Consider the following 22,403-nt stretch of genomic DNA (forward strand, 5'->3'; position numbering starts at 1 on the left):
TCAGGCAAACACCTGCAGGCTCTGTGGCGGCAGCGCCACCCAAATGTCCTGTGAGCCCAGCCGCGGCATGGCCTCGGGGGCCAGCTCCGCCAGCAGCGCATGACCAGGCAGGGCCTTGAGCTCGAAGCTCATGCGGCAGCGGTTACCGAGAAAGGTAATTTCACGGACCATGGCCGGGAACAGGTTTTCTTCGTGCACCGCCGGGTTGACCGTGATCGCCTCCGGGCGGCAGAACAGCCGGCCGCTGCTCGGTCGGGCCGAACCTGGTGCCAGACGCATGTTCATGCCACCGACCTGGGCATGGCTGTCACTGCTGCGCTGGAACGGCAACCAGTTGCCCTGGCCGACGAACTCGGCAACGAACGGCGTGGCCGGCTGGTCGTAGATTTCCTGCGGGGTGGCGTACTGCTCGACCTGGCCGTTGTTCATCACCGCAATGCGGTCGGCCATCAGCATGGCCTCGTCCTGGTTGTGGGTGACCATCAGCGTGGTGATACCCAGCTGACGCTGCAGCTGACGCAGTTCGGTGCACAGGTGCTCGCGCACCCGGGCGTCCAGCGCCGACATCGGCTCGTCCAGCAGCAGCAACGATGGCGACGGTGCCAGCGCGCGGGCCATGGCCACACGCTGCTGCTGGCCACCTGAAAGCTGACCGGGGTATTTCTTCTCGCTGCCGGCCAAGCCCACCAGTTCGAGCATTTCGGCCACGCGCAGGCGGGCCTGTTCGCGGCCGCTGCCAGTCAGGCCATAGGCAATGTTGGCTTCGACGGTGAGGTTGGGGAACAGCGCGTAGGACTGGAACAGGATGCCGTAGTCACGGGCCTGGGGTGGCAGCTCGGAGATATCGCGCTCGCCGATGTACAACGTACCGCGGTCCTGGCGCTCCAGGCCGGCGATGCAGCGCAGCAATGTGGTCTTGCCGCAGCCGGACGGCCCGAGCAGGCACACCAGTTCGCCGGCGGCGATGTCCAGCGAGACATCGTTCAGCGCCGTGAAGGCGCCGAAGCGCTTGTGGATGTTGCGCACTTTCATCTGTGCGCCGGGGGTGGTGTGGTTCATGGCAGGGCCTCATCGAAGAGATGGGGGCCATGCTAGGAAGGCTGTGCGAAGGTTCTGTGGCTTTAGGGCAAAAGCGGGTGATAGTGGTATAGGCAGATTTGGTAGTGGCCTTTGCGGGCCTCTTCGCGGGTAAACCCGCTCCCACAGGGATCGCGCCGCATCTGAAGGCTGTGCAGTACCTGTGGGAGCGGGCAAGCCCGCGAAGAGGCCAACACAGGTCTAGAAGTGTGAACCGGCAACTTCCTGCGCCACCCCAAGGAACGCCGCCGGCAACCGGGCCTGGCGCCGCTCCTTCAGGCAATACAGGTACTCATGCATCACCGGCGCGTTATCCAGCGCCAGCACCCGCAATTCAGGGTTGTGCGGCACCTCATGCCGGGCAATCACGCTGATGCCGATATTGCGCAGCACCGCCTCGCGGATCGATTCGCGGCTGCCAATCTCCAGCAATGCCGTGGCCTTCACCCCGGCCTCCTGCATCATCTGCTCGGTCAGCTTGCGCGTGGTCGAGCCTTTCTCGCGCATCAGCAGGCAATGCCCGGCCACTACGTCGATGGACACCGCCTGGCGGTGTGCCAACGGGTGGTTGCGATGCACCGCGACTACCAATGGGTCCATCCCCAGCACCCGCCGCACCAACCGCGAGTCTTCCAGCAGTTGCGACGAAGCGGCGATATCCACCCGGTAGTCCTCGAGCATCTCCAGCACCTGCTGCGAGTTGCCGATTTCCACCGCTACTTCCACCTGCGGCAGGCGTTCGCGGTAGATCTTCACCAGGTCGAGAATGTAGTACGGCGCCGTGGCCGCAATGCGCAAGCTGCCCTGGGCCTGGCCGCTGTTGCGCAGCTCGAATTCGATGTCGGCCTCCTGCTGCAGCAGTGCCTTGACCATCGGCAGCAGGCGCACGCCCTCCTCGCTCAGCACCAGGCGCCGCCCGCCTCGGTAGAACAGCTCCACCGCGTACTGGCTCTCCAGGTTGCGAATCTGCGTGGTCACCGTGGGCTGGCTGAGCCCGAGCTTCTTCGCCGCCAGGGTGATACTGCCCAGGCGGGCCACCATGTAGAAGGCTTTCAGCTCCGAACTCAGCATGCACGTCCTCTATTTGCGCAACAGGCGCAAGCCGTTGAATACCACCAGCAGGCTCACGCCCATGTCGGCAAACACCGCCATCCACATGGTGGCCATGCCGGCAAAGGTGATCGCCAGGAAGATCGCCTTGATGCCCAACGCCAGAACGATGTTCTGCATGAGGATCGCCGCACTTTGGCGCGACAGCCTGACGAAGGCCGGGATTTTCCGCAAGTCATCGTCCATCAGCGCCACATCGGCCGTCTCGATGGCAGTGTCGGTACCGGCCGCCGCCATGGCAAAACCGATCTCGGCGCGGGCCAGCGCCGGGGCGTCGTTGATGCCGTCACCGACCATGCCCACCCGATGGCCCTGGGCGTACAGGGCTTCGATGCTCTTGAGCTTGTCGGCTGGCAGCAGGTTGCCTTCGGCACGGTCGATACCCACCACGGTGGCGATGGCCTGGGCGGTATGCGGATTGTCACCGGTCAGCATGACAGTCTTGATGCCCAGTTCATGCAGCTCGGCGATGGCCTGGCGACTGCTTTCCTTGACCGTGTCGGCAACCGCGAACAGCGCCAACGGGCCGGAGCGGTCGAGCAGCAGCACAACGGTCTTGCCCTGGCGCTCCAGCGCATCCAGCTGGGCCTCGAGCTCGGGCGAGCACAGCCCCAGTTCCTCGACCAGACGGTGGTTACCCAGGTGGTAAACCTCCCCCGCGATGGTGCCACGCACGCCGCGCCCGGCCAGGGCGGCGAAATCATCGACCTCGCTCAACGCCAGGCCTTGCTCCTTGCCGAACTGGGCAATGGCGCGGGAAACCGGGTGGTCCGAACGCTCGCCCAGGCTGGCGGCCAGGGCTTGCGCGCGGCCTTCGAACAGCGGCTCCAGCACCTTGGCGTCGGTCTGCACCGGCTTGCCATGGGTGATGGTGCCGGTCTTGTCCAAGGCCAGGAAGTCCAGCTGGCGCCCGCCTTCCAGGTACACCCCACCCTTGATCAGGATGCCCTTGCGCGCGGCGGCGGCCAGGCCGCTGACGATGGTCACCGGGGTCGAGATCACCAGGGCGCATGGGCAGGCCACCACCAGCAGCACCAGGGCGCGATAGACCCAGTCGAACCAGGCACCGGCCATGAACAGCGGCGGTATCACCGCAACGGCCAGGGCGATAGCGAACACCACCGGGGTATAGATGCGCGAGAAGCGGTCGACGAAACGCTGGGTAGGCGCCCGCGCGCCTTGCGCTTCCTCGACGGCCTTGATGATCCGGGCCAGGGTCGACTGCCCGGCAGCGGCGGTAACGCGGAACTCCAGCGCCCCTGCCTGGTTGATGGTACCCGCGAACAGTTTGTCGCCTACAGCCTTTTCCACTGGCAGACTTTCGCCGGTGATCGGCGCCTGATCGACACTGGATTGCCCGCTAGTCACTTCACCGTCCAGGCCAATGCGTTCGCCTGGGCGTACCCGCACCAGGGCACCGATGGCCACCTCCCGCACCTCCACTTCCCGCCACTGGCCGTCGGCCTGGCGCACGGTGGCCATGTCGGGGGTGAGCTGCATCAGGCCACCGATGGCGTTGCGCGCGCGGTCCAACGAGCGAGCTTCGATCAACTCGGCGACGGTGAACAGCACCATCACCATGGCCGCTTCCGGCCATTGGCCGATCAGCACTGCGCCAGTCACGGCAATGCTCATCAGCGCGTTGATGTTGAGGTTGCGGTTTTTCAGGGCGATCCAGCCCTTTTTGTAGGTACCCAGACCACAGCCGAAGATCGCTGCCAGCGCCAACGCCGCCACCACCCACTCCGGAGCCAGCGCGGCAAAATGCACGATTTCGGCGGCGACAGCGGCAATACCGGACAGCGTCAGCGGCCACCAGCGGGTCTTGGCCACTTGTGGTGGGCTGGCGGCGCCTTCGTCTTCGGCGCCAAGCGGCTCGGCTTTCATGCCCAGGCTATCGATGGCCTGCTCGATTTCAGCAGTGCCGCCCAAGGTGTGGCGCACGCCAAGCACACGGTTGATCAGGTTGAATTCCAGCTGCTCGATACCGGCCAGTTTGCCCAGCTTGTCCTGAATCAGGGTCTGCTCGGTAGGGCAGTCCATGGCCTCGATGCGGAAACGGCTGAACTGAGCATGGCTGCTGGGCTTTTCGCTCAGTTGGACCAAGGCTGGCGCAGCAGCGCTGCCACAGCAGCTGTGAGCGTGGTGATCGTGCTTGTGTTCGTGGCTGACAGGCTGGTTCATGGGGTCATCCTTAATTTGAGCCTGTTGCCAAGTGAACACCCTGTAGCCACTATAGGGTCAAGCCACTTGCTGGAGAATTTCGTGATGAAGATCGGAGAGCTGGCCAAAGCCACCGACTGCGCGGTGGAAACCATCCGCTACTACGAGCGCGAACAGCTGCTGCCGGAGCCGGCGCGCAGCGACGGCAACTACCGGCTGTACACCCAGGCCCATGTCGAGCGGCTGACCTTCATCCGCAACTGCCGCACCCTGGACATGACCCTGGATGAGATCCGCAGCCTGCTACGCCTGCGCGACAGCCCCGATGATTCGTGCGGCAGCGTCAATGCGCTGATCGACGAGCATATCGAGCATGTGCAGGCGCGGATCGATGGGCTGGTGGCGTTGCAGGAGCAGCTGGTAGAACTGCGCCGACGCTGCAATGCGCAGGGGGCGGAGTGCGCGATCTTGCAGCAACTGGAGACGAACGGGGCGGTATCAGTGCCGGATACCGAGCATTCTCATGTGGGCCGAAGCCACGGGCATTGAGCCAAAAAGCTTCGCGGGTAAACCCGCTCCCACAGGGACCGCACAAAGCTCAGACCTGTGCAGCACCTGTGGGAGCGGGTTTACCCGCGAATAGGCCATTTCAGGCAAATAGAGATCTGTCAGACCGCCATCGGCGCTGTCATCGGCGCATGATGCTCATACCCTTCCAGCCAGAAATCGCTCGGTTCGATCTTTTCCAGCCACTCCGGCTCGTACTTGCCGGTTTCGGCAAACGCCGGCACGCGGTCGCTGATCACCAGCTTCGGTGCCTCCAGCGGCTCACGCTTGAGCTGCTCGTTGAGCATGTCCAGGTGGTTTTCATACACATGGGCATCGCCAATGAAGTAGGTGAACCAGCGCGGCGTGTAGCCGGTCAGGCGGCCGAACAGCGACAGCAGCGCCGCGCCTTCGGTGAGGTTGAACGGCGTACCCAGGCCCAGGTCGTTGGAGCGGATGTAGAGGGTCAGGGAAATCTCCCTGGTCTCCACATTCGGGTGGAACTGGTACAGCAGGTGGCACGGCGGCAAGGCCATCTCGTCCAGCTGCGCACAGTTCCAGCCGTGGAACAGGATACGGCGGCTGCCCGGGTCGTTGGCGATGGTGTCCAGGCACTGGCGCACCTGGTCGATGGCCTTGTACAGGATGACGAACGCGACACCGTCCTCCTCGTCCTGGGCGATGCGCCGGAAGCCCGCCTTTTCGGCCATTTCAATGGCCGCCGGGTTGCTCAGCGGAATGCGTTTGTAGCCCGGCCACTGGCGCCATTGCACGCCGTAGATCTCGCCCAGGTCGTCATGACCCTGGCGGAACGGGTTGGCCAGCCACTGGGCGTTCTCATTGGCGTTCTGGTCCCAGACCTTGCAGCCCAGCTCGCGGAATTCACCGGCGTTCTTCACGCCACGCAGAAAGCCGACCATTTCGCCGATCGCCGACTTGAACGCCAGCTTGCGCGTGGTGATGGCCGGAAAGCCCTTCTGCAAGTCGAAACGCAGCATGGCGCCCGGCAGGCTGATGGTGCGGATGCCGGTGCGGTTCCCCTGCAATGTGCCGTTGTCGATGACGTCGCGGACCAGGTCCAGATACTGTTTCATGGCTTACCTGTAGCAAAAACGGCAGGAGGATCGCCCCTGCCGTGGGATTAATCAGGCGGGTTTCGCCGTAGGCTTGCGATTATAAGCCCACCAGATCAGGCCAAGGCCAGCCAGGATCATCGGCACGCACAGAATCTGACCCATGGTCAGCCAGCCCCAGGCCAGGTAGCCAAGCTGGGCATCCGGTACGCGGACGAATTCGACGATGAAGCGGAAGATGCCGTAGAACAACGCAAACATGCCGGAAACCGCCATGGTCGGCCGCGGTTTGCGCGAGAATGCCCAGAGGATCAGGAACAGCGCCACACCTTCGAGTGCGAACTGGTACAGCTGCGACGGGTGACGCGGCAGCTGCGCCGGGTCGCTGAACGGCGGGAAGACCATCGCCCATGGCACGTCGGTAGCCTTGCCCCACAGCTCGGCGTTGATGAAGTTGCCGATGCGCCCGGCGCCCAGGCCGATCGGCACCAGCGGCGCGACGAAGTCCATCAGCTCGAAGAACGACTTGTTGTTGCGCTTGCCGAACCACAGGGCCGCCAGCATCACGCCGATGAAGCCGCCATGGAACGACATGCCACCCTTCCATACCTCGAAGATAAGCGTCGGGTTGGCCAGGTAGGCGTGCAGGTCGTAGAACAGCACGTAGCCCAGGCGGCCACCGACGATCACGCCCATCGACAGCCAGAACACCAGGTCGGAGAGCTTTTCGCGCGTCCAGGTGGGGTCAAAGCGGTTCAGCCGGCGCGAGGCGAGCAGCCAGGCACCGCCGATGCCGACCAGGTACATCAGGCCGTACCAATGGATTTTCAGCGGCCCGATGGCGACGGCCACGGGGTCTATCTGCGGGTAAGGCAGCATGGAACTTCCTCTCGATTCAAATCAAAAAGCTGAGGCCGACACAGAACAACAGGGCTGCGAACAGGCGTTTCAACAAACGTGGCGACAGCTTGTGCGCCAGGCGCGCGCCGAAGCGGGCGAAAAACATGCTGGTCACGGCAATGCCGAGCAGCGCCGGCAGGTATACGTAACCCAAGCTGTGGTCCGGCAGGTGCTCCTCATGCCAGCCCAGCAGCATGAAACTGAAGGCACTGGCCAAGGCAATCGGCAGGCCACAGGCCGAAGATGTGGCCACTGCCTGCTGCATGGGCAGGCTGCGCCAGGTCAGGAACGGCACGGTCAGCGAACCGCCGCCGATGCCGAAAATGGCCGAAGCCCAGCCGATCACCCCACCTGCACCGATCAGCGCGGGCTTGCCGGGGATACCACGACTGGCCTTTGGCTTGATGTCCAGGGCCATCTGCACGGCGATGACCAGGGCGAACACGCCGATGATCTTTTGCAGCAGCGGCCCCTGGATCAGCGAGGCGGTCTTTGCCCCGACACCAGCCCCAAGGAGGATGCCGAGGGTCATCCAGGCAAAGATCGGCCATTGCACCGCGCCCTTGCGATGGTGCTCGAGCACGGCGTTGATCGAGGTGAAGACGATGGTTGCCAGCGAGGTACCGACCGCCAGGTGGGTCAGCACCGAGGCATCGAAACCTTGCAGCGTGAAGCTGAACACCAGCACCGGCACGATGATGATACCGCCGCCCACGCCGAACAGCCCGGCCAGCACACCGGCACAGGCCCCCAACAGCAGATAGAGCACGAATTCCATTCGTCTTCCCCGAGAAAACAATGCGGCATGGTAACGGAAGCCGGGCTCGGGGCTCTAGTGAACAGTGTGTCAGGATGGATCGTCTCTGCCGCTGTGCGTAAAGTGGCAAAAAACCCAGAGGCCTGACCGATGTGCCTGATCGTATTCGCCTGGCGGCCGGAACATGCCCTGCCGCTGATCGTGGCGGCCAACCGCGATGAGTTCTATGCCCGCCCCACCCAGGCTCTGGCGGCCTGGGAGGATGCGCCCGGGATATATGCCGGGCGCGACCTGGAGGCCGGTGGCACCTGGCTGGGCGTTGGCCCGCAGGGGCGGTTCGCGGCGCTGACCAATATTCGCGACCCGGCGCAGCCACTGGGGCCGCGCTCGCGGGGCGAGCTGGTGGCGGCGTATCTGCAGGGTGAGTTGGGGGTCGAGGCCTATCTGGACCAGGTGGCCAGCCGCAGCGCTCAGTACTCCGGGTTCAACCTGCTGGTCGGCGATAGTCGGCAGCTGGGTTATCTGCATGCCCGGGACGCAGCGCCGCGCTTGCTGGAGACAGGGGTTTACGGGCTTTCCAATGCCGGGCTGGATACGCCTTGGCCGAAGCTGGTGAAGGCGCGTAGTGGGCTGGAAGGGTTACTGGAAACGCCGGAGCCACAGCGCTTGCTGGGGTTGCTGGCAGATGCCGAACCGGCGCCGGAGGGCGAGTTGCCGGAGACGGGCGTTGGTTTGGCAACAGAGAAACTGCTGTCGAGTGTGTTCATTGCCAGCCAGAACTACGGGACACGGGCGAGTACGGTGCTAATTGTTGATGATCAGGGCAGAAGGCGGCTTATTGAGCGCAGTTTTGGGCCCTTTGGTGGACATCTTGGAGAAGTTGAATTGCTGGCCTGATAATTTGCTGTTGCGTGCTCCGGCCTCTTCGCGGGTAAACCCGCTCCCACAGGTACTGCGCCGCATCTGAAGGCTGCGCAGTACCTGTGGGAGCGGGTTTACCCGCGAAGAGGCCGGAACAGGCTACCTCACATTCACAGGGTTTTATTGGCCCCAGGCCCGATCATCCGCGCCAACCCGAGGTTCTTCAGGGCCAGTTGCAGCGAGCTGTGGATAACCTGCGGGTTGTCATGGCTCAAGGCCTCTACCAGCAGCTCCTTGGCCTTGCTCATATTCACCTGGCGCAGCATCCACTTCACCTTCGGCAGGTTGGTGGCGTTCATCGACAGGCTGTCGAAGCCCATGGCCATCAACAGGATCGCCGCTGCCGGGTCACCGGCCATCTCACCGCAGATACTTACCGGCTTGCCTTCACCATGGGCGTCGCGCACTACCGTGTTCAGCGCCTGCAACACCGCCGGGTGCAGGTAGTCGTACAGGTCGGCGACACGCGGGTTGTTGCGGTCCACCGCCAGCAGATACTGGGTCAGGTCATTGGAGCCGACCGACAGGAAGTCCACCTGCCGCGCCAGCTCCTTGGTCTGGTACACCGCCGCAGGAATTTCCACCATCACGCCAACCGGCGGCATCGGCACATCGGTGCCTTCGTCACGCACCTCGCCCCAGGCGCGGTGGATCAGGTGCAACGCTTCTTCCAGCTCGTGGATGCCGGAAATCATCGGCAGCAGGATACGCAGGTTGTTCAACCCCTCGCTGGCCTTGAGCATGGCGCGGGTCTGCACCAGGAAGATTTCCGGGTGGTCGAGGGTGACGCGGATGCCGCGCCAGCCCAGGAACGGGTTTTCTTCCTTGATCGGAAAGTACGACAGCGACTTGTCGCCGCCGATGTCGAGAGTACGCATGGTCACTGGCAGCGGGTGGAAGGCCGCCAGCTGCTCGCGGTAGATGGCCAACTGCTCTTTCTCGCTGGGGAAGCGCTGGTTGATCATGAACGGCACTTCGGTGCGGTACAGCCCCACCCCTTCGGCGCCGCGCTGCTGGGCACGGGCCACATCGGCGAGCAGGCCGGTATTGACCCACAGCGGCATGCGATGGCCGTCCGGGGTAACGCACGGCAGTTCGCGCAGGGCATCCAGGCCCTGGGCCAGCTGGCGCTCCTCCTCGACCACGTCGCTGTACTGCTTGCGCAGCACTTCGCTGGGGTTGGTGAACACCTCGCCCTTGTAGCCGTCGACGATCATCTCGATGCCGTCGACCTTGGAATAAGGCAAATCGACCAGGCCCATCACCGTGGGGATGCCCATGGCGCGGGCCAGGATGGCTACGTGGGAGTTGCCCGAGCCCAATACCGAGACCAGGCCGACCAGCTTGCCTTCCGGCACTTCGCCGAGCATCGCCGGGGTCAGCTCTTCGCTGACCAGGATGGTGTTGTCGGCATACACCAGCGACTGCGCGCGGGCTTCCTGCAGGTAGGCCAGCAGGCGCCGGCCCAGGTCCTTGACGTCGGAGGCGCGCTCGCGCAGGTAGTCATCGTCCATCAGCTCGAAGCGGTTGACGTGCTCGCCCACCACCTGGCGCAGGGCGCCCTGGGCCCACTGGCCGGTCTTGATGACCTCGGTCACCTCACCGCCCAGGGCCGCATCTTCGAGCATCATCAGGTACACATCGAACAGTGCGCGCTCCTCCGGGCGCAGCTGGGTGGCCAGCTTGGCCGACAGCTTGCGCATATCGTCGCGCACGCCTTCGAGGGCGTTCTGGAACAGTTTCAGTTCGGCGTCGATGTCGTCGACAGTCTTGTCCGGTACCACTTCCAGATCCGCTGGCGGCAGCATCACCACCGCGCGCCCCACGGCGGCGCCAGGCGAGCCCGGCACGCCGACGAAGCGCGCTTCCTGGATGCCCTTGCCCTGGCGGCCCAGGCCGCGGATCGAGCCGGTCGCTTCGGCGTGGGCGATAACCCCGGCGAGCTGGGCGCTCATGGTGACCAGGAAGGCTTCTTCGCCTTCGTCGAACTGGCGGCGCTCCTTTTGCTGGATGACCAGTACCCCGACCACGCGGCGGTGGTGGATGATCGGCGCACCAAGGAACGACGCGAATTTTTCTTCGCCGGTTTCGGCAAAGTAGCGGTAACGCGGGTGGTCGGCAGCGTTTTCCAGGTTCAACGGCTCTTCCCGGGTACCGACCAGGCCGACCAGGCCTTCGTTGGGGGCCATGCTGACCTTGCCGATGGAACGCTTGTTCAGGCCTTCGGTGGCCATCAGCACGAAGCGGTTGGTTTCCGGGTCGAGCAGGTAGACCGAGCAGACCTGGCTGCCCATGGCCTCCTTGACACGCAAGACAATGATCCCCAACGCCGACTTGAGATCTTTGGCGGAGTTTACTTCCTGGACGATCTTGCGCAGCGTATTGAGCATGGCTCGGGGTCGAACTCCGTCGTCAGTCGCGCGTCAGCAGACGCGGTGCTAGCTCTTTCAGGGCGCGTCGGTAGACCTCGCGCTTGAATGTCACAACCTGGCCCAGCGGGTACCAATAGCTGACCCAGCGCCAACCATCGAATTCCGGCTTGCCGGTCAGGTCCATCCGCACCCGTTGTTCGTTGCTGACCAGGCGCAGCAGGAACCATTTCTGCTTCTGGCCGATGCACAGCGGCTGGCTATGCGTACGCACCAGTCGCTGGGGTAAACGATAACGCAACCAGCCACGGGTGCAGGCAAGAATTTCCACATCATCGCGTTCAAGGCCAACTTCTTCGTTCAGCTCGCGGTACAGGGCATCTTCCGGCGTCTCGTCAGGGTTGATACCACCCTGGGGAAACTGCCAGGCATCCTGGTTGATCCGTCGAGCCCATAGCACCTGCCCGGCATCATTCGTGAGAATGATCCCGACGTTGGGGCGAAAACCATCCGGGTCGATCACGGCAGCAACCTCGCAAACGCATGTCACCGCATTGTTCCACAAAGCTTGCGAGCGCAGCAACGCGCCCGCAAAGCTTATGTGCAGCTGCGTGAAAACTCCGTATTCTGCGGGCCTACCCTGTGGCTGATGCGAGTGACCGCGATGCGCCTGGCTTTATTCGACCTGGACAATACCCTCCTCGGTGGCGACAGCGACCATGCCTGGGGTGACTACCTTTGCCAGCGCGGCATCCTCGACCCGATTGCCTACAAGCAACGCAACGATGGCTTCTATCAGGACTACCTGAACGGCACCCTGGACCTGCAGGCCTACCTGGCCTTTTCCATGGAAATCCTTGCGGCAACACCGGTAGCCCAGCTCGACGAATGGCACCGCGATTTCATGCGCGACTGCATCGAGCCGATCATCCTGCCCAAGGCGCTGAGCTTGCTGCAGCAGCACCGCGAGGCCGGCGACCAGCTTGTGATCATCACCGCCACCAACCGCTTCGTCACTGCACCGATTGCCCGGCGCCTGGGTGTTCGCGTGTTGCTGGCGACCGAATGTGAGAAGCGTGATGGCCGCTATACCGGGCGTAGTACCGATATACCGTGTTTCCGTGAAGGCAAGGTGACGCGGCTGGAGCGCTGGATGCTGGAGAACGGCTTCGATCTTGAGGACAGCTATTTCTATAGCGACTCGATGAATGACCTGCCGTTGCTGCAGCGGGTAGCGCATGCGGTGGCGGTGGACCCCGACCCGAAGCTGCGGGCGGAGGCCGAGAAGCGCGGGTGGCCGGTGGTTTCACTGCGGGATTGAGGTTTTCCTGTGCCGGCCTCTTCGCGGGTAAACCCGCTCCCACAGGTACTGCACAGCCCTCAAGCCTTGCGCATAGCCTGTGGGAGCGGGTTTACCCGCGAAGAGGCCAGCACATACAGCACAAGGCTGTCAGACCGGCTTGGCCCCCATCAGCCCGGCGATAGACAGGAAGCAAACCCCACTGAACACCGCCAATGCCAAGGTCAAGCGCAACCCCACCACCTCGGCCTTGCGCAGCCGGTTCAGCCGCACCAGCAGCCACCACACGGCAAACGCGCCCAGCGTATAGATGACGCTGGAAGCCAGCACCCAGGTCTGCCCCAGCGGCCAGCCCACCAGGTGTACCAGCCACCAGCCGGTGAACGGCATGCTCACCAGGCACAGACCCATCACCAGCCAGACGAACACCAGCGGGCGACGCAGCAGCTTGGCGTAGGCCTCGGCATCGCCCTGACGGCGGGCGCGCACGGTCCAGAGCGCCAGGCCCAGAGCGCCCAGCAGCAGGAGTGCGGTGGCGATGATGTGCAGGGTTTTGAGGGTGGTCAGGTGTTCCATGTCTCGGTTGTCCTTAAGCAGGCCATTTTGTGCAGGCTTCTTCGCGGGCTTGCCCGCTCCCACAGGAATATCACAGGCCCTGAACCCTGCGCAGTACCTGTGGGAGCGGGCAAGCCCGCGAAAGGGCCATCAGCCCCAGCTTAGCTGCTCAGCCCAGGAACAGCTTGTAGGCCGGGTTGTCAGTCTCGTCCCAGTACGGGTAGCCGATTTTCGCCAGCGCCGCCGGCACCAGGTGGCGCTCGTCCTCCGGCACCTGCAACCCCGCCACTACGCGCCCGTCAGCGGCGCCATGGTTGCGGTAATGGAACATCGAGATATTCCAGCGCCCGCCCAGCTTGTTGAGGAAGTTGAACAGCGCCCCTGGCCGCTCGGGGAACTCGAAGCGCAGCACCATCTCGTCACTGGCACCGGCCGAATGGCCACCGACCATGTGGCGAATATGCAGCTTGGCCAGCTCGTTGTCGGTCAGGTCGGTAACCGGGAAGCCCTGCTCGGTCAGCTGCTGCACCAGCGCCGCTCGTGGGTCGTTTTCCGGGTGGGTCTGCACGCCCACGAAGATATGCGCCTCGTCGGAGGTGTGCTTGCGGTAGTTGAACTCGGTGATCTGGCGCTTGCCGATAGCCTCGCAGAAGGCCTTGAAGCTGCCCGGGCGCTCGGGAATGGTCACGGCGATGATCGCTTCGCGCTTTTCACCCAGCTCGGCACGCTCGGCCACATGGCGCAGGCGGTCAAAGTTGACGTTGGCACCGGAGTCGATGGCCACCAGCGTCTGACCGGTCACGCCGTACAACTCGACGTACTTCTTGATGCCCGCCACGCCCAGGGCACCGGCAGGTTCGGTGATCGAGCGGGTATCATCGTAGATATCCTTGATGGCCGCGCAGATCTCGTCGGTACTGACGGTGACCACTTCATCCACATGGTGGCGGCAGATATCGAAGGTGTGCTGGCCGATCTGCGCCACCGCCACGCCGTCGGCGAACAGCCCGACCTGCGGCAGCACCACGCGCTCGCCGGCCGCCATGGCCGCCTGCAGGCAGTTGGAGTCGTCCGGCTCGACGCCTATCACCTTGATTTCCGGGCGCAGGTACTTCACGTAGGCAGCAATCCCGGCGATCAGGCCACCGCCACCCACCGGCACGAATATGGCGTCCAGCTGGCCAGGGTGCTGGCGCAGGATTTCCATGGCCACCGTGCCCTGCCCGGCGATGGTGTGCGGATCGTCGTAGGGGTGTACGTAGACGAAGCCCTTTTCATCGACCAGTTTCAGCGAATAGGCCAGCGCCTCGGGGAACGAGTCGCCATGCAGCACCACCTTGCCGCCCCGCGAACGCACGCCTTCGACCTTGATCTCAGGGGTGGTCTTGGGCATCACGATAGTGGCCTTGATGCCCATCTCGCGTGCGGCCAAGGCCAGGCCCTGGGCGTGGTTGCCGGCCGAGGCGGTGACCACGCCACGGGCTAGCTCATCCGGTGTCAGTTGGGCCAGCTTGTTGTAGGCCCCGCGGATCTTGAACGAGAACACCGGCTGCAAGTCTTCGCGCTTGAGCAGAATCTGGTTGCCCAGGCGCTTGCTCAGCTGCCCCGCGCTCTGCAGCGGGGTTTCGACCGCAACGTCGTAGACGCGCGAGGTGAGGATCTTCTTGACGTACTGTTCGAGCATCGGGAAAGCATCACTGGGCCGCGGGACAAGGGCTGGGAGTCTACCCCAGCGCTACGTCGGGCGACCACAGCAAAGCCGCCCGAGCCGTTATACTAGGCTCTTTTCAAAACCGCACCTGCCCCTCTCGGAGCCCGCATGACCCAGGACCAACTCAAACAGGCCGTCGCCCAGGCCGCTGTCGACATCATTCTGCCCAAGCTGGATGAAAAGAGCGTCGTCGGCGTCGGTACCGGTTCGACCGCCAACTTCTTCATCGACGCCCTGGCTCAGCACAAGACCGCCTTCGACGGCGCGGTCGCCAGCTCCGAAGCCACCGCCCAGCGTCTGAAGGGCCATGGCATCCCGGTCTACGAGCTGAACAGCGTCAGCGAACTGGAGTTCTACGTGGACGGCGCCGACGAGAGCGACGCGCACCTGAACCTGATCAAGGGCGGCGGCGCAGCCCTGACCCGCGAGAAAATCGTCGCTGCAGTGGCCAAGACCTTCATCTGCATCGCCGACGCCAGCAAACTGGTACCGGTGCTGGGCGCCTTCCCGCTGCCGGTCGAAGTGATCCCTATGGCCCGCAGTCACGTGGCGCGTCAGCTGGTCAAGCTGGGTGGTGACCCGGTTTACCGTGAGGGCGTGGTTACCGACAACGGCAACGTGATCCTCGATGTGCACAACCTGCAGATCACCAACCCGGTGGAGCTGGAAGCGCAGATCAACGCCATTGTTGGCGTGGTGACCAACGGCCTGTTCGCGGCGCGGCCGGCGGATTTGCTGCTGCTGGGTACCGCTGAGGGCGTGAAAAGCCTGAAGGCCGAGTAAAACCCTTCGCGGGTAAACCCGCTCCCACAGGTAATGCGCTGGCCTCAAGGCCCGTGACATCCCTGTGGGAGCGGGTTCACCCGCGAATAGGTCCTCACAGGCACTCACTCCGCTGGCTGTTTGAACACATAGAACAGGTTCGGCTCACTGACCAGATAGATGGTCCCCGCCTCGTCCATCGCAATCCCCTCCGCCTGCGGCACCGTCGCCTGCAACCCCTGAAACCCCTTGCGCAGCGACATGGTACTCAGCGGCCGACCCTCGACATCCAGCTCCAGCACCAGCCGCGACTCGTCCGACAGCGCCAGCAGATGCCCGCTGCGCTCATCGAACTGCAAGCTCGACAGGTCCCGCACGAACAGCCGCGAATCGCGCTTGCGGTCCTGTACCACATGCACCGCATAGGGCTGCTCAGGTTTGTCGTGCGGGAAGCCATGCACCTCGTAGATCAACATCGGGTCACGCTCCTTGGCAACGAACAGGCGCTTGCCCGCCGAATCGTAGGCCAGCCCCTCGAAGCCCTTGTTGCCGTTCAGGCCAATGCCCAGGGTCAGCTGCTCGGCATCGCCGGCATCAAGGAACATCGTGTCGTCTTCCAGGCGCACGCGAATCAGCCGCTGCTGACGCTCGTCGGTGATCACATAGCTGTTGGGCCCGACGTACTCCACGGCTTCCGGGTCGCCGAAGCCGGTCAGCGGTACCCGGCGCAGGATGCGGCCGTCCAGCGACAGCTCGATCAGCTCCGAGCGGGCATTGGTGACTGTAAACAGAGTCTTGCGATCGGGGTCGTAGGTCAGCGCCGATATGTCGTCATCCAGCCCTTCAACCGGCTGCGCCTCAACCACTACCTGGTAACGGTCCAGGCCGATGCTCTGTTCGGCTGGCTGCCACCAGGCCTTGAGGTTGAACCAGCCACGCTCGAACAGGCGAAACTCCTGCCCGGCCAAGCCGAGCAGGATCAAGCCGATGACGGCCAGAACAGGAAACGGGCGAACAAAACGGCGCATGGGGGCAGACTCGACATAGGGGTGGCGAATCTAACCATGAACAACTGAAGTAAAGCTTAATGCCAGCATCCGAAAAGTCGGATATTGGGCTCAGTTCTTTCTGAAGCGATAGAACAGGGCCGGCTCGCTGACCATGTACAGGTTGCCCTTGTCGTCCATGGCCACCCCTTCGGCACGCGGGATGGTGTCCTGCAGGCCGTTGAAACCGCCGAGCAAGGTCATGAAGCTGACTTGCTGGCCCTGCTCGTCCAGCTCCAGGAGCATGTTGGAATCGGCCGAAAGTACCAGCAGGTGGCCTGTACGCGGGTCGACACCCAGCGCCGAGAGGTTGCGCAGGTCCAGTTCGTCACTAGGCAACGGCTGCTTTTCGCCCGTGAGCGGGCTGCGGCCATCGGTGTTCCAGGTGTACAGCTTGGGCGGGCGCTCCTCGCCGATGACCAGGCGCTGGCGCAGCGGGTCCCAAGCTACCGCCTCGAAACCTTTGTTGCTCTTCACCGACTGGCCGAGGTCGTGGCTCTGGAAATCATCATGGTTCAACACGGTGGTCTGCGCATCCACCTTGACCACGGTCAGGTCGTGCAGGCGCTCGTCGGTGATTGCCAGGTAGCCGTCTTCCAGCACGGCGACGCCTTCGGGGTTGTTCCAGCCGTTTAGGGGGATCTTGCGCAGAACATCGCCATCCAGGCTCAGTTCGACCAGGATCGGGTTCTTGCCCATGACAGCGAACAGCGTGCGGGTACGTGGGTTGAAGGCCACATCCGAAGCTTCATCATCGTCCATGCCCGGCAAAGGTTTGGCATCGATATCCACCTGGTAGTCCGGCAGCCATACGCTTTCGCTGCGTTCGGCGGTGCTTTCGAAGCTTTCCTTGACCCACAGCGCGCCGCGGTCATCCCAGTGCATGGCCACGGCCACGCCATAGCCGATTACCGCTGCCACGGCCAGGCCGAAGGGCCAGCGCAGGAAGAAACGACGCTTTGGGGTTGCCGGGGCGCTGGTGGGAGATGGCATGCGGGGTTCCTGGGAAATAGGCGTAGATCCGCGCATTATCCGGATGAGGTGTGAAAAATCGGTAAACAGCACCGGCCTATTCGCGGGTAAACCCGCTCCCACAGGGCTCTCCACAGGTTTGAAGCTTGTGATATTCCTGTGGGAGCGGGTTTACCCGCGAAGAAGGCGACGCGGTTTCGAGTCAGAGCACCCGGCTTTCGAAGCGGCTCACACCCGGCAGCTCGAGCACCACTTCGTCACCGACACTGAACGGCCCTACGCCAGCCGGGGTGCCGGTGAGGATCACATCCCCAGCCTGCAGCGAAAAATGCGCGGCCATGTGCTGGATCATCGGCACGATGGGGTTGAGCATCATCGCGCTGTTGCCGTCCTGGCGAACTTCGCCGTTGACGGTCAGGCGCACCGGGATGTCGGTCACATCCTCGAAACTGGCAGCCGACACGAACGGCGGCAATACGCAGGCGCCGTCGAAGCACTTGGCCAGCTCCCAGGGCAGGCCCTTTTCCTTCAGCTTGGCTTGCACATCGCGCAGGGTCAGGTCCAGCGCCGGGGCGTAACCGGAAATGGCATCCAGCACCTCCTCCTCGCTCGGATGAGTCGATAGCGGCTTGCCCAGCAGCACGGCAATTTCCGCCTCGTAGTGCACCGAGCCACGCTCGACCGGAATCTTGAAACCGCCCTCGGCCGGCACCACGCAGCTACCCGGCTTGATGAACAGCAGCGGTTCGGTGGGGATCGGGTTGTCCAGCTCCTTGGCATGCTCGGCATAGTTACGGCCGATACACACCACCTTGCCCAACGGGAAGTGAATGCGTGTGCCGTCTACGTACTGGTGCTGGTAACTCATGGCCGACTCCTCTGGATGCTGCTTTCTATTCAGGTGCGAAGATCTTACCCGGATTCATGATGCCGTTAGGGTCGAACACGGCCTTTATTGCCTTCATGCAGGCGATTTCTTCGGGCGAGCGGCTGTAGCCCAGGTAGTCACGCTTGGTCATGCCAACACCATGCTCGGCGGAGATCGAGCCGTTGTAGCGCTCGACGATCTCGAACACCCACTTGTTGACCTTGGTGCACGAGGCGAAGAAGTCGTCCTTGCTCATGTGCTCGGGCTTGAGAATGTTCAGGTGCAGGTTGCCGTCACCGATGTGGCCGTACCACACCACTTCGTAATCCGGGTAATGCTCAGCGACGATGGCATCGATATCGCGCAGGAACGCTGGCACTTTCGAGACCGTGACAGAAATGTCGTTCTTGTACGGGGTCCAGTGCGAGATGGTTTCCGACAGGTACTCACGCAGTTTCCACAGGTTTTTCAGCTGGGTCTCGCTCTGGCTCATCACCCCGTCCAGCACCCAGCCCTGCTCGACGCAGTGCTCGAAGGTGGCCAAGGCTTCGTTCGCCACCTCTTCGGTGCTGGCCTCGAACTCCAGCAGCGCGTAAAACGGGCAGTCGGTCTCGAACGGCGCCGGCACGTCGCCACGCGCCAGGATCTTGGCCAGGCCCTTGTCGGAGAAGAACTCGAAGGCGGTCAGGTCCAGCTTGCCCTGGAAGGCATGCAGCACCGGCATGATCGAGTCGAAGTCCGGCGTACCCAGCACCATCGCGGTGAGGTTGCGCGGCGCGCGGTCCAGACGCATGGTGGCCTCGACCACGAAGCCCAGCGTGCCTTCGGCACCGATGAAAAGCTGGCGCAGGTCGTAGCCGGTGGCGTTCTTGATCAGGTCCTTGTTCAGCTCCAGCAGCTCGCCCTTGCCAGTGACCACTTTCAGCCCGGCCACCCAGTTGCGAGTCATGCCGTAGCGAATCACCTTGATCCCGCCGGCATTGGTGCCGATATTGCCGCCGATCTGGCTGGACCCGCTGGAGGCGAAGTCCACCGGGTAATACAGGCCCTGCTCTTCGGCGAAGGTTTGCAGCTGGCGGGTAATCACCCCTGGCTGGCAAACCACTGTGCGATCGAAAGCATTGAAGCCGAGTATCTGGTTCATGTAATCGAAGGCGACCACCACTTCGCCATTGGCCGCCACGGCGCCTGCGGATAGCCCGGTACGCCCGCCAGACGGCACCAGCGCCACCTTGTGCGTATTGGCCCAGCGAACGATCGCCTGTACCTGCTCTACTGTTTTGGGGAAAACGATGGCGCTGGGCGCCGGTGGGTAATGCTTGGTCCAATCCTTGCCATAGGCTTCCAGGGAAGCTGCGTCGGTCAGGACCTTGCCAGGGTCGACAAGGGTCATCAGTTCATCAATTACAGCGGGGTGGGTCATCGCTGGAACTCTCGACTTATTCATAGTCACCCTGAGCACTCTTCACCTGTCGGGATAAGCTCAGATTGTGTCGCGTATGCTAGCATAGCCCTCCCGCTGTTCATGCTAAGGCTGCCTTTGCGCCTGGCATCACCCTCGCCATTTTTTCTCCGGGATACAGGTTTACGCAGATGAGCAAGACTTCTCTCGACAAGAGCAAGATCCGGTTCCTTCTTCTTGAAGGTGTGCACCAGAACGCGGTCGATACCCTCAAGGCCGCCGGCTACACCAACATCGAATACCTCACTGGTTCGCTGCCGGAAGCCGAGCTGAAGGAAAAGATCGCCGATGCCCACTTCATCGGCATCCGTTCGCGCACTCAGCTGACCGAAGAGATCTTCGACTGCGCCAAGAAACTGGTCGCTGTTGGCTGCTTCTGCATCGGCACCAACCAGGTCGACCTGGAAGCTGCCCGCGAGCGCGGTATCGCCGTGTTCAACGCGCCATACTCCAACACTCGTTCGGTAGCCGAACTGGTACTGGCCGAAGCCATCCTGCTGTTGCGCGGCATCCCCGAGAAGAACGCTTCCTGCCACCGTGGCGGCTGGATCAAGAGCGCGGCCAACTCCTTCGAAATCCGCGGCAAGAAGCTGGGTATCGTCGGTTATGGCTCGATCGGCACCCAGCTGTCGGTCCTGGCCGAGAACATGGGCATGCAGGTGTATTTCTACGACCCGCTGACCAAGCTGCCACTGGGCAATGCCGTGCAGGTCACCAGCCTGCACGAGCTGCTGGGCCTGGCCGACATCGTTTCGCTGCACGTGCCTGAACTGCCGTCCACCCAGTGGATGATCGGCGAGAAGGAAATCCGCGCGATGAAGAAGGGCGCGATCCTGATCAACGCTGCCCGCGGCACCGTGGTCGAGCTGGACCACCTGGCCGCCGCCATCAAGGACCAGCACCTGATCGGCGCCGCCATCGACGTGTTCCCGGTCGAACCGCGCTCCAACGACGAGCAGTTCGAAAGCCCGCTGCGTGGCCTGGACAACGTGATCCTGACCCCGCACATCGGTGGTTCCACTGCCGAAGCCCAGGCCAACATCGGCCTGGAAGTGGCCGAGAAGCTGGTCAAGTACAGCGACAACGGTACCTCGGTATCCTCGGTCAACTTCCCGGAAGTGGCCCTGCCGGCGCACCCGGGCAAGCACCGCCTGCTGCACATCCACGAAAACATCCCGGGCGTGCTCAGCGAGATCAACAAGGTCTTCGCCGAGAACGGCATCAACATCTCCGGTCAGTTCCTGCAGACCAACGAGAAAGTCGGTTACGTGGTGATCGACGTTGACGCCGAGTATTCCGACCTGGCGCAAGAGAAGCTGCAACAGGTCAAGGGCACCATCCGTTCCCGCGTCCTGTTCTAAGTTCGCTGGCGGCATGAAAAAGGGAGGCCCTGGTGGCCTCCCTTTTTTTTACCTGTGATATCGACGTCGCCTGCTTCGCGGGTAAACCCGCTCCCACAGAATCACCACAAGCTTCAGACCTGTGGGATCCCTGTGGGAGCGGGTTTACCCGCGAAGAATCCGACACCTATTTCACATCGACAGTAATCTTCTGCGACACGACGCTCGGCTTGAACGGCACGTGATACTGGTCACCCAGCACCAGTTGCAGGGTGTGCTTGCCCGGGGTCAGGGTAATGCTGGTTTCGGTCTGCGCCTTGCCGAAGTGCAGCACTTGCGGGCCGTCCGGCAATGCGGTGCCGGCCTGTGGCATCAGGCTGGTCGGCAGCGCCATGTCGGCCACCGGCTCTTTGTCCACATCCACCAGCAGGTGGTGGTGCCCGCTGTGCGGGGTGCTGTCACCCGCAGGCTTGAGCGCCATGCCCTCGATGCCGAACTTGACGGTGAAGGTCTTGTCGACCGTTGCGCCATCGGCGGGGGAAACGATGAAGACCTTGGCCTCCTTGGGCGGCTCCTGGCTTTTCAGGACATCTGCGGCGCTGGCGAACATTGACGCTCCCATCAACAGACCAGCAACGGCAGCACGCGAAAATAGGCTGTTCATTCACTTCTCCTGTGATTCACTTATTGACCGCCGCCAGTATTCCAGTGGCGGCGGTGGTTCACCTTAGTTGATATGTACGCCCAGATGTTCACATCGTCGGGCAGAAATATTTCAGTCAGGGTTAAACAATGCCGAGGCTTCAAGGTCATAGGCTGCGCTCGACCATGGCGAGGAAGAAAGCCGTGGCGAAGGTTATTCATCTGCCAAAAAGATAAAGGGGCTTTTCATGCGGACGACCATTGGAGTAATGCTGGCGGTACTGATCACGCCATTGGCTCAGGCCGAGCTGATTGATGATATTGCCGACCGGGGCGAACTGCGCATTGCCGTGCAGGCCGACAACTCGCCGTACGCGTTCAAGGAAAACGACCACCTGAGCGGCTTCGAGATCGACTTCGGCCAGGCGCTGGCCAAGGAACTGGACCTGCGCGCCGAATTCATCGAAGCCCCTGCGGCAGAGGTGCTGCCGGGTGTCGAGGCTGGCAAGTACGACATCGCACTGACCCCGTCGAGCGAATCGCCCAAGGGTGACGGCCCACTTGATGTGAGCCTGCCGTTCAGCGAGAAGCAGCTGGTGATCCCGTTCCAGAAGGACAACCCGGCGTTCGAGAGCGCGGTGAACAATGCACTGCAGCGGCTCAAGGACAACGGGCGAACTGCCGAGCTTGAGCAGAAGTGGTTCAAGGGTGTGCCTGAGACTGCGGCCGAACAATAGGATTTTTGCTGCCTGTACCGGCCTCTTCGCGGGTGAACCCGCTCCCACAGGGACATCACAAGCCTTGAGGGCTGTGGAGAACCTGTGGGAGC

At 62.9% G+C, this 22,403-nt stretch carries 21 protein-coding genes; 6 read left to right on the forward strand and 15 right to left on the reverse strand.

The features are described from left to right. The 3 genes from R9B85_RS11230 to R9B85_RS11240 all read right to left on the reverse strand — a co-directional run bounded on the left by R9B85_RS11230 (position 1) and on the right by R9B85_RS11240 (position 4,371). Positions 1–1,059, reverse strand: a complete 1,059-nt coding sequence (locus R9B85_RS11230; protein WP_375150008.1) for a putative 2-aminoethylphosphonate ABC transporter ATP-binding protein — start codon at positions 1,057–1,059, stop codon at positions 1–3. A 219-nt stretch (positions 1,060–1,278) separates the two neighbouring features. After that, on the reverse strand, positions 1,279–2,148 hold the full coding sequence (locus R9B85_RS11235) for a LysR family transcriptional regulator (protein ID WP_112249736.1): 870 nt from the start codon (positions 2,146–2,148) through the stop codon (positions 1,279–1,281). A 9-nt stretch (positions 2,149–2,157) separates the two neighbouring features. Further along, on the reverse strand, positions 2,158–4,371 hold the full coding sequence (locus tag R9B85_RS11240) for a heavy metal translocating P-type ATPase (RefSeq protein WP_423771025.1): 2,214 nt from the start codon (positions 4,369–4,371) through the stop codon (positions 2,158–2,160). A gap of 84 nt (positions 4,372–4,455) precedes the next feature. Here R9B85_RS11240 and cadR point away from each other — a divergent pair, with 84 nt between their 5' ends. After that, a complete protein-coding gene (cadR, locus tag R9B85_RS11245; protein ID WP_016712550.1) occupies positions 4,456–4,899 on the forward strand; it encodes a cadmium resistance transcriptional regulator CadR in 444 nt (147 codons plus the stop codon). A 119-nt stretch (positions 4,900–5,018) separates the two neighbouring features. Here cadR and R9B85_RS11250 read toward each other — a convergent pair whose 3' ends face one another. Genes R9B85_RS11250 through R9B85_RS11260 form a run of 3 tightly spaced genes read right to left on the reverse strand, consistent with a single transcriptional unit; the run spans position 5,019 to position 7,647 of the window. Next, the gene (locus tag R9B85_RS11250) at positions 5,019–5,990 is read right to left on the reverse strand and encodes a thymidylate synthase (RefSeq protein ID WP_013974664.1); all 972 of its coding nucleotides are present in this window, start codon (positions 5,988–5,990) and stop codon (positions 5,019–5,021) included. Positions 5,991–6,041: 51 nt separating this feature from the next. Next, positions 6,042–6,848 carry a prolipoprotein diacylglyceryl transferase gene (gene lgt, locus R9B85_RS11255; protein ID WP_013974665.1) on the reverse strand — a complete coding sequence of 269 codons (807 nt, stop codon included), beginning with the start codon at positions 6,846–6,848 and terminating at the stop codon, positions 6,042–6,044. Positions 6,849–6,864: 16 nt separating this feature from the next. Then, complete coding sequence (locus R9B85_RS11260; protein ID WP_112249741.1) at positions 6,865–7,647, reverse strand: sulfite exporter TauE/SafE family protein; 783 nt, start codon at positions 7,645–7,647, stop codon at positions 6,865–6,867. Between the two features lie 129 nt (positions 7,648–7,776). Between R9B85_RS11260 and R9B85_RS11265 the strand changes: the two genes are divergently transcribed. After that, positions 7,777–8,523, forward strand: a complete 747-nt coding sequence (locus R9B85_RS11265) for an NRDE family protein (protein WP_112249743.1) — start codon at positions 7,777–7,779, stop codon at positions 8,521–8,523. A gap of 134 nt (positions 8,524–8,657) precedes the next feature. Here the strand turns inward: R9B85_RS11265 and ptsP are convergent, their stop codons facing one another. Then, positions 8,658–10,937, reverse strand: a complete 2,280-nt coding sequence (ptsP, locus tag R9B85_RS11270; protein WP_013974668.1) for a phosphoenolpyruvate--protein phosphotransferase — start codon at positions 10,935–10,937, stop codon at positions 8,658–8,660. A gap of 22 nt (positions 10,938–10,959) precedes the next feature. Continuing rightward, the gene (locus tag R9B85_RS11275) at positions 10,960–11,439 is read right to left on the reverse strand and encodes an RNA pyrophosphohydrolase (RefSeq protein WP_003249017.1); all 480 of its coding nucleotides are present in this window, start codon (positions 11,437–11,439) and stop codon (positions 10,960–10,962) included. Positions 11,440–11,580: 141 nt separating this feature from the next. Between R9B85_RS11275 and R9B85_RS11280 the strand changes: the two genes are divergently transcribed. Then, on the forward strand, positions 11,581–12,237 hold the full coding sequence (locus R9B85_RS11280) for an HAD family hydrolase (RefSeq protein WP_423771026.1): 657 nt from the start codon (positions 11,581–11,583) through the stop codon (positions 12,235–12,237). A 129-nt stretch (positions 12,238–12,366) separates the two neighbouring features. Here the strand turns inward: R9B85_RS11280 and R9B85_RS11285 are convergent, their stop codons facing one another. Continuing rightward, complete coding sequence (locus R9B85_RS11285) at positions 12,367–12,792, reverse strand: DUF2269 domain-containing protein (protein WP_133976150.1); 426 nt, start codon at positions 12,790–12,792, stop codon at positions 12,367–12,369. 148 nt (positions 12,793–12,940) lie between these two features. Further along, positions 12,941–14,455 (reverse strand): threonine ammonia-lyase, biosynthetic, encoded by a 1,515-nt coding sequence (gene ilvA / locus R9B85_RS11290; protein ID WP_112249747.1) that lies wholly within the window; start codon positions 14,453–14,455, stop codon positions 12,941–12,943. Positions 14,456–14,590: 135 nt separating this feature from the next. Between ilvA and rpiA the strand changes: the two genes are divergently transcribed. Further along, a complete protein-coding gene (rpiA, locus tag R9B85_RS11295; RefSeq protein ID WP_112249749.1) occupies positions 14,591–15,265 on the forward strand; it encodes a ribose-5-phosphate isomerase RpiA in 675 nt (224 codons plus the stop codon). Positions 15,266–15,369: 104 nt separating this feature from the next. On the opposite strand, the gene R9B85_RS11300 is transcribed toward rpiA, so the two are convergent. From R9B85_RS11300 to R9B85_RS11315, 4 genes are all read right to left on the reverse strand, one after another. Further along, positions 15,370–16,272: an SdiA-regulated domain-containing protein gene (locus tag R9B85_RS11300; RefSeq protein ID WP_112249751.1), complete on the reverse strand. Its 903-nt coding sequence runs from the start codon at positions 16,270–16,272 to the stop codon at positions 15,370–15,372. Between the two features lie 90 nt (positions 16,273–16,362). Continuing rightward, positions 16,363–17,283, reverse strand: coding sequence for an SdiA-regulated domain-containing protein (locus tag R9B85_RS11305; RefSeq protein WP_215520532.1), 921 nt, complete (start codon positions 17,281–17,283; stop codon positions 16,363–16,365). Positions 17,284–17,464: 181 nt separating this feature from the next. Next, the gene (locus R9B85_RS11310) at positions 17,465–18,130 is read right to left on the reverse strand and encodes a fumarylacetoacetate hydrolase family protein (RefSeq protein WP_112249755.1); all 666 of its coding nucleotides are present in this window, start codon (positions 18,128–18,130) and stop codon (positions 17,465–17,467) included. Between the two features lie 25 nt (positions 18,131–18,155). Further along, the gene (locus R9B85_RS11315) at positions 18,156–19,553 is read right to left on the reverse strand and encodes an FAD-binding oxidoreductase (RefSeq protein ID WP_112249757.1); all 1,398 of its coding nucleotides are present in this window, start codon (positions 19,551–19,553) and stop codon (positions 18,156–18,158) included. 170 nt (positions 19,554–19,723) lie between these two features. On the opposite strand from R9B85_RS11315, the gene serA reads away from it, so the two are divergent. Further along, positions 19,724–20,953, forward strand: a complete 1,230-nt coding sequence (gene serA, locus R9B85_RS11320) for a phosphoglycerate dehydrogenase (RefSeq protein WP_003258542.1) — start codon at positions 19,724–19,726, stop codon at positions 20,951–20,953. Between the two features lie 166 nt (positions 20,954–21,119). Here the strand turns inward: serA and R9B85_RS11325 are convergent, their stop codons facing one another. Next, complete coding sequence (locus R9B85_RS11325) at positions 21,120–21,596, reverse strand: DUF4399 domain-containing protein (protein ID WP_112249761.1); 477 nt, start codon at positions 21,594–21,596, stop codon at positions 21,120–21,122. 226 nt (positions 21,597–21,822) lie between these two features. Here R9B85_RS11325 and R9B85_RS11330 point away from each other — a divergent pair, with 226 nt between their 5' ends. Then, positions 21,823–22,311, forward strand: a complete 489-nt coding sequence (locus R9B85_RS11330; protein ID WP_112249763.1) for a substrate-binding periplasmic protein — start codon at positions 21,823–21,825, stop codon at positions 22,309–22,311. The last annotated feature ends 92 nt before the right edge of the window (positions 22,312–22,403 follow it).

Origin of the sequence: Pseudomonas sp. NLJ1, assembly GCF_049486705.1 — a bacterium.
Classification (GTDB): domain Bacteria; phylum Pseudomonadota; class Gammaproteobacteria; order Pseudomonadales; family Pseudomonadaceae; genus Aquipseudomonas; species Aquipseudomonas inefficax.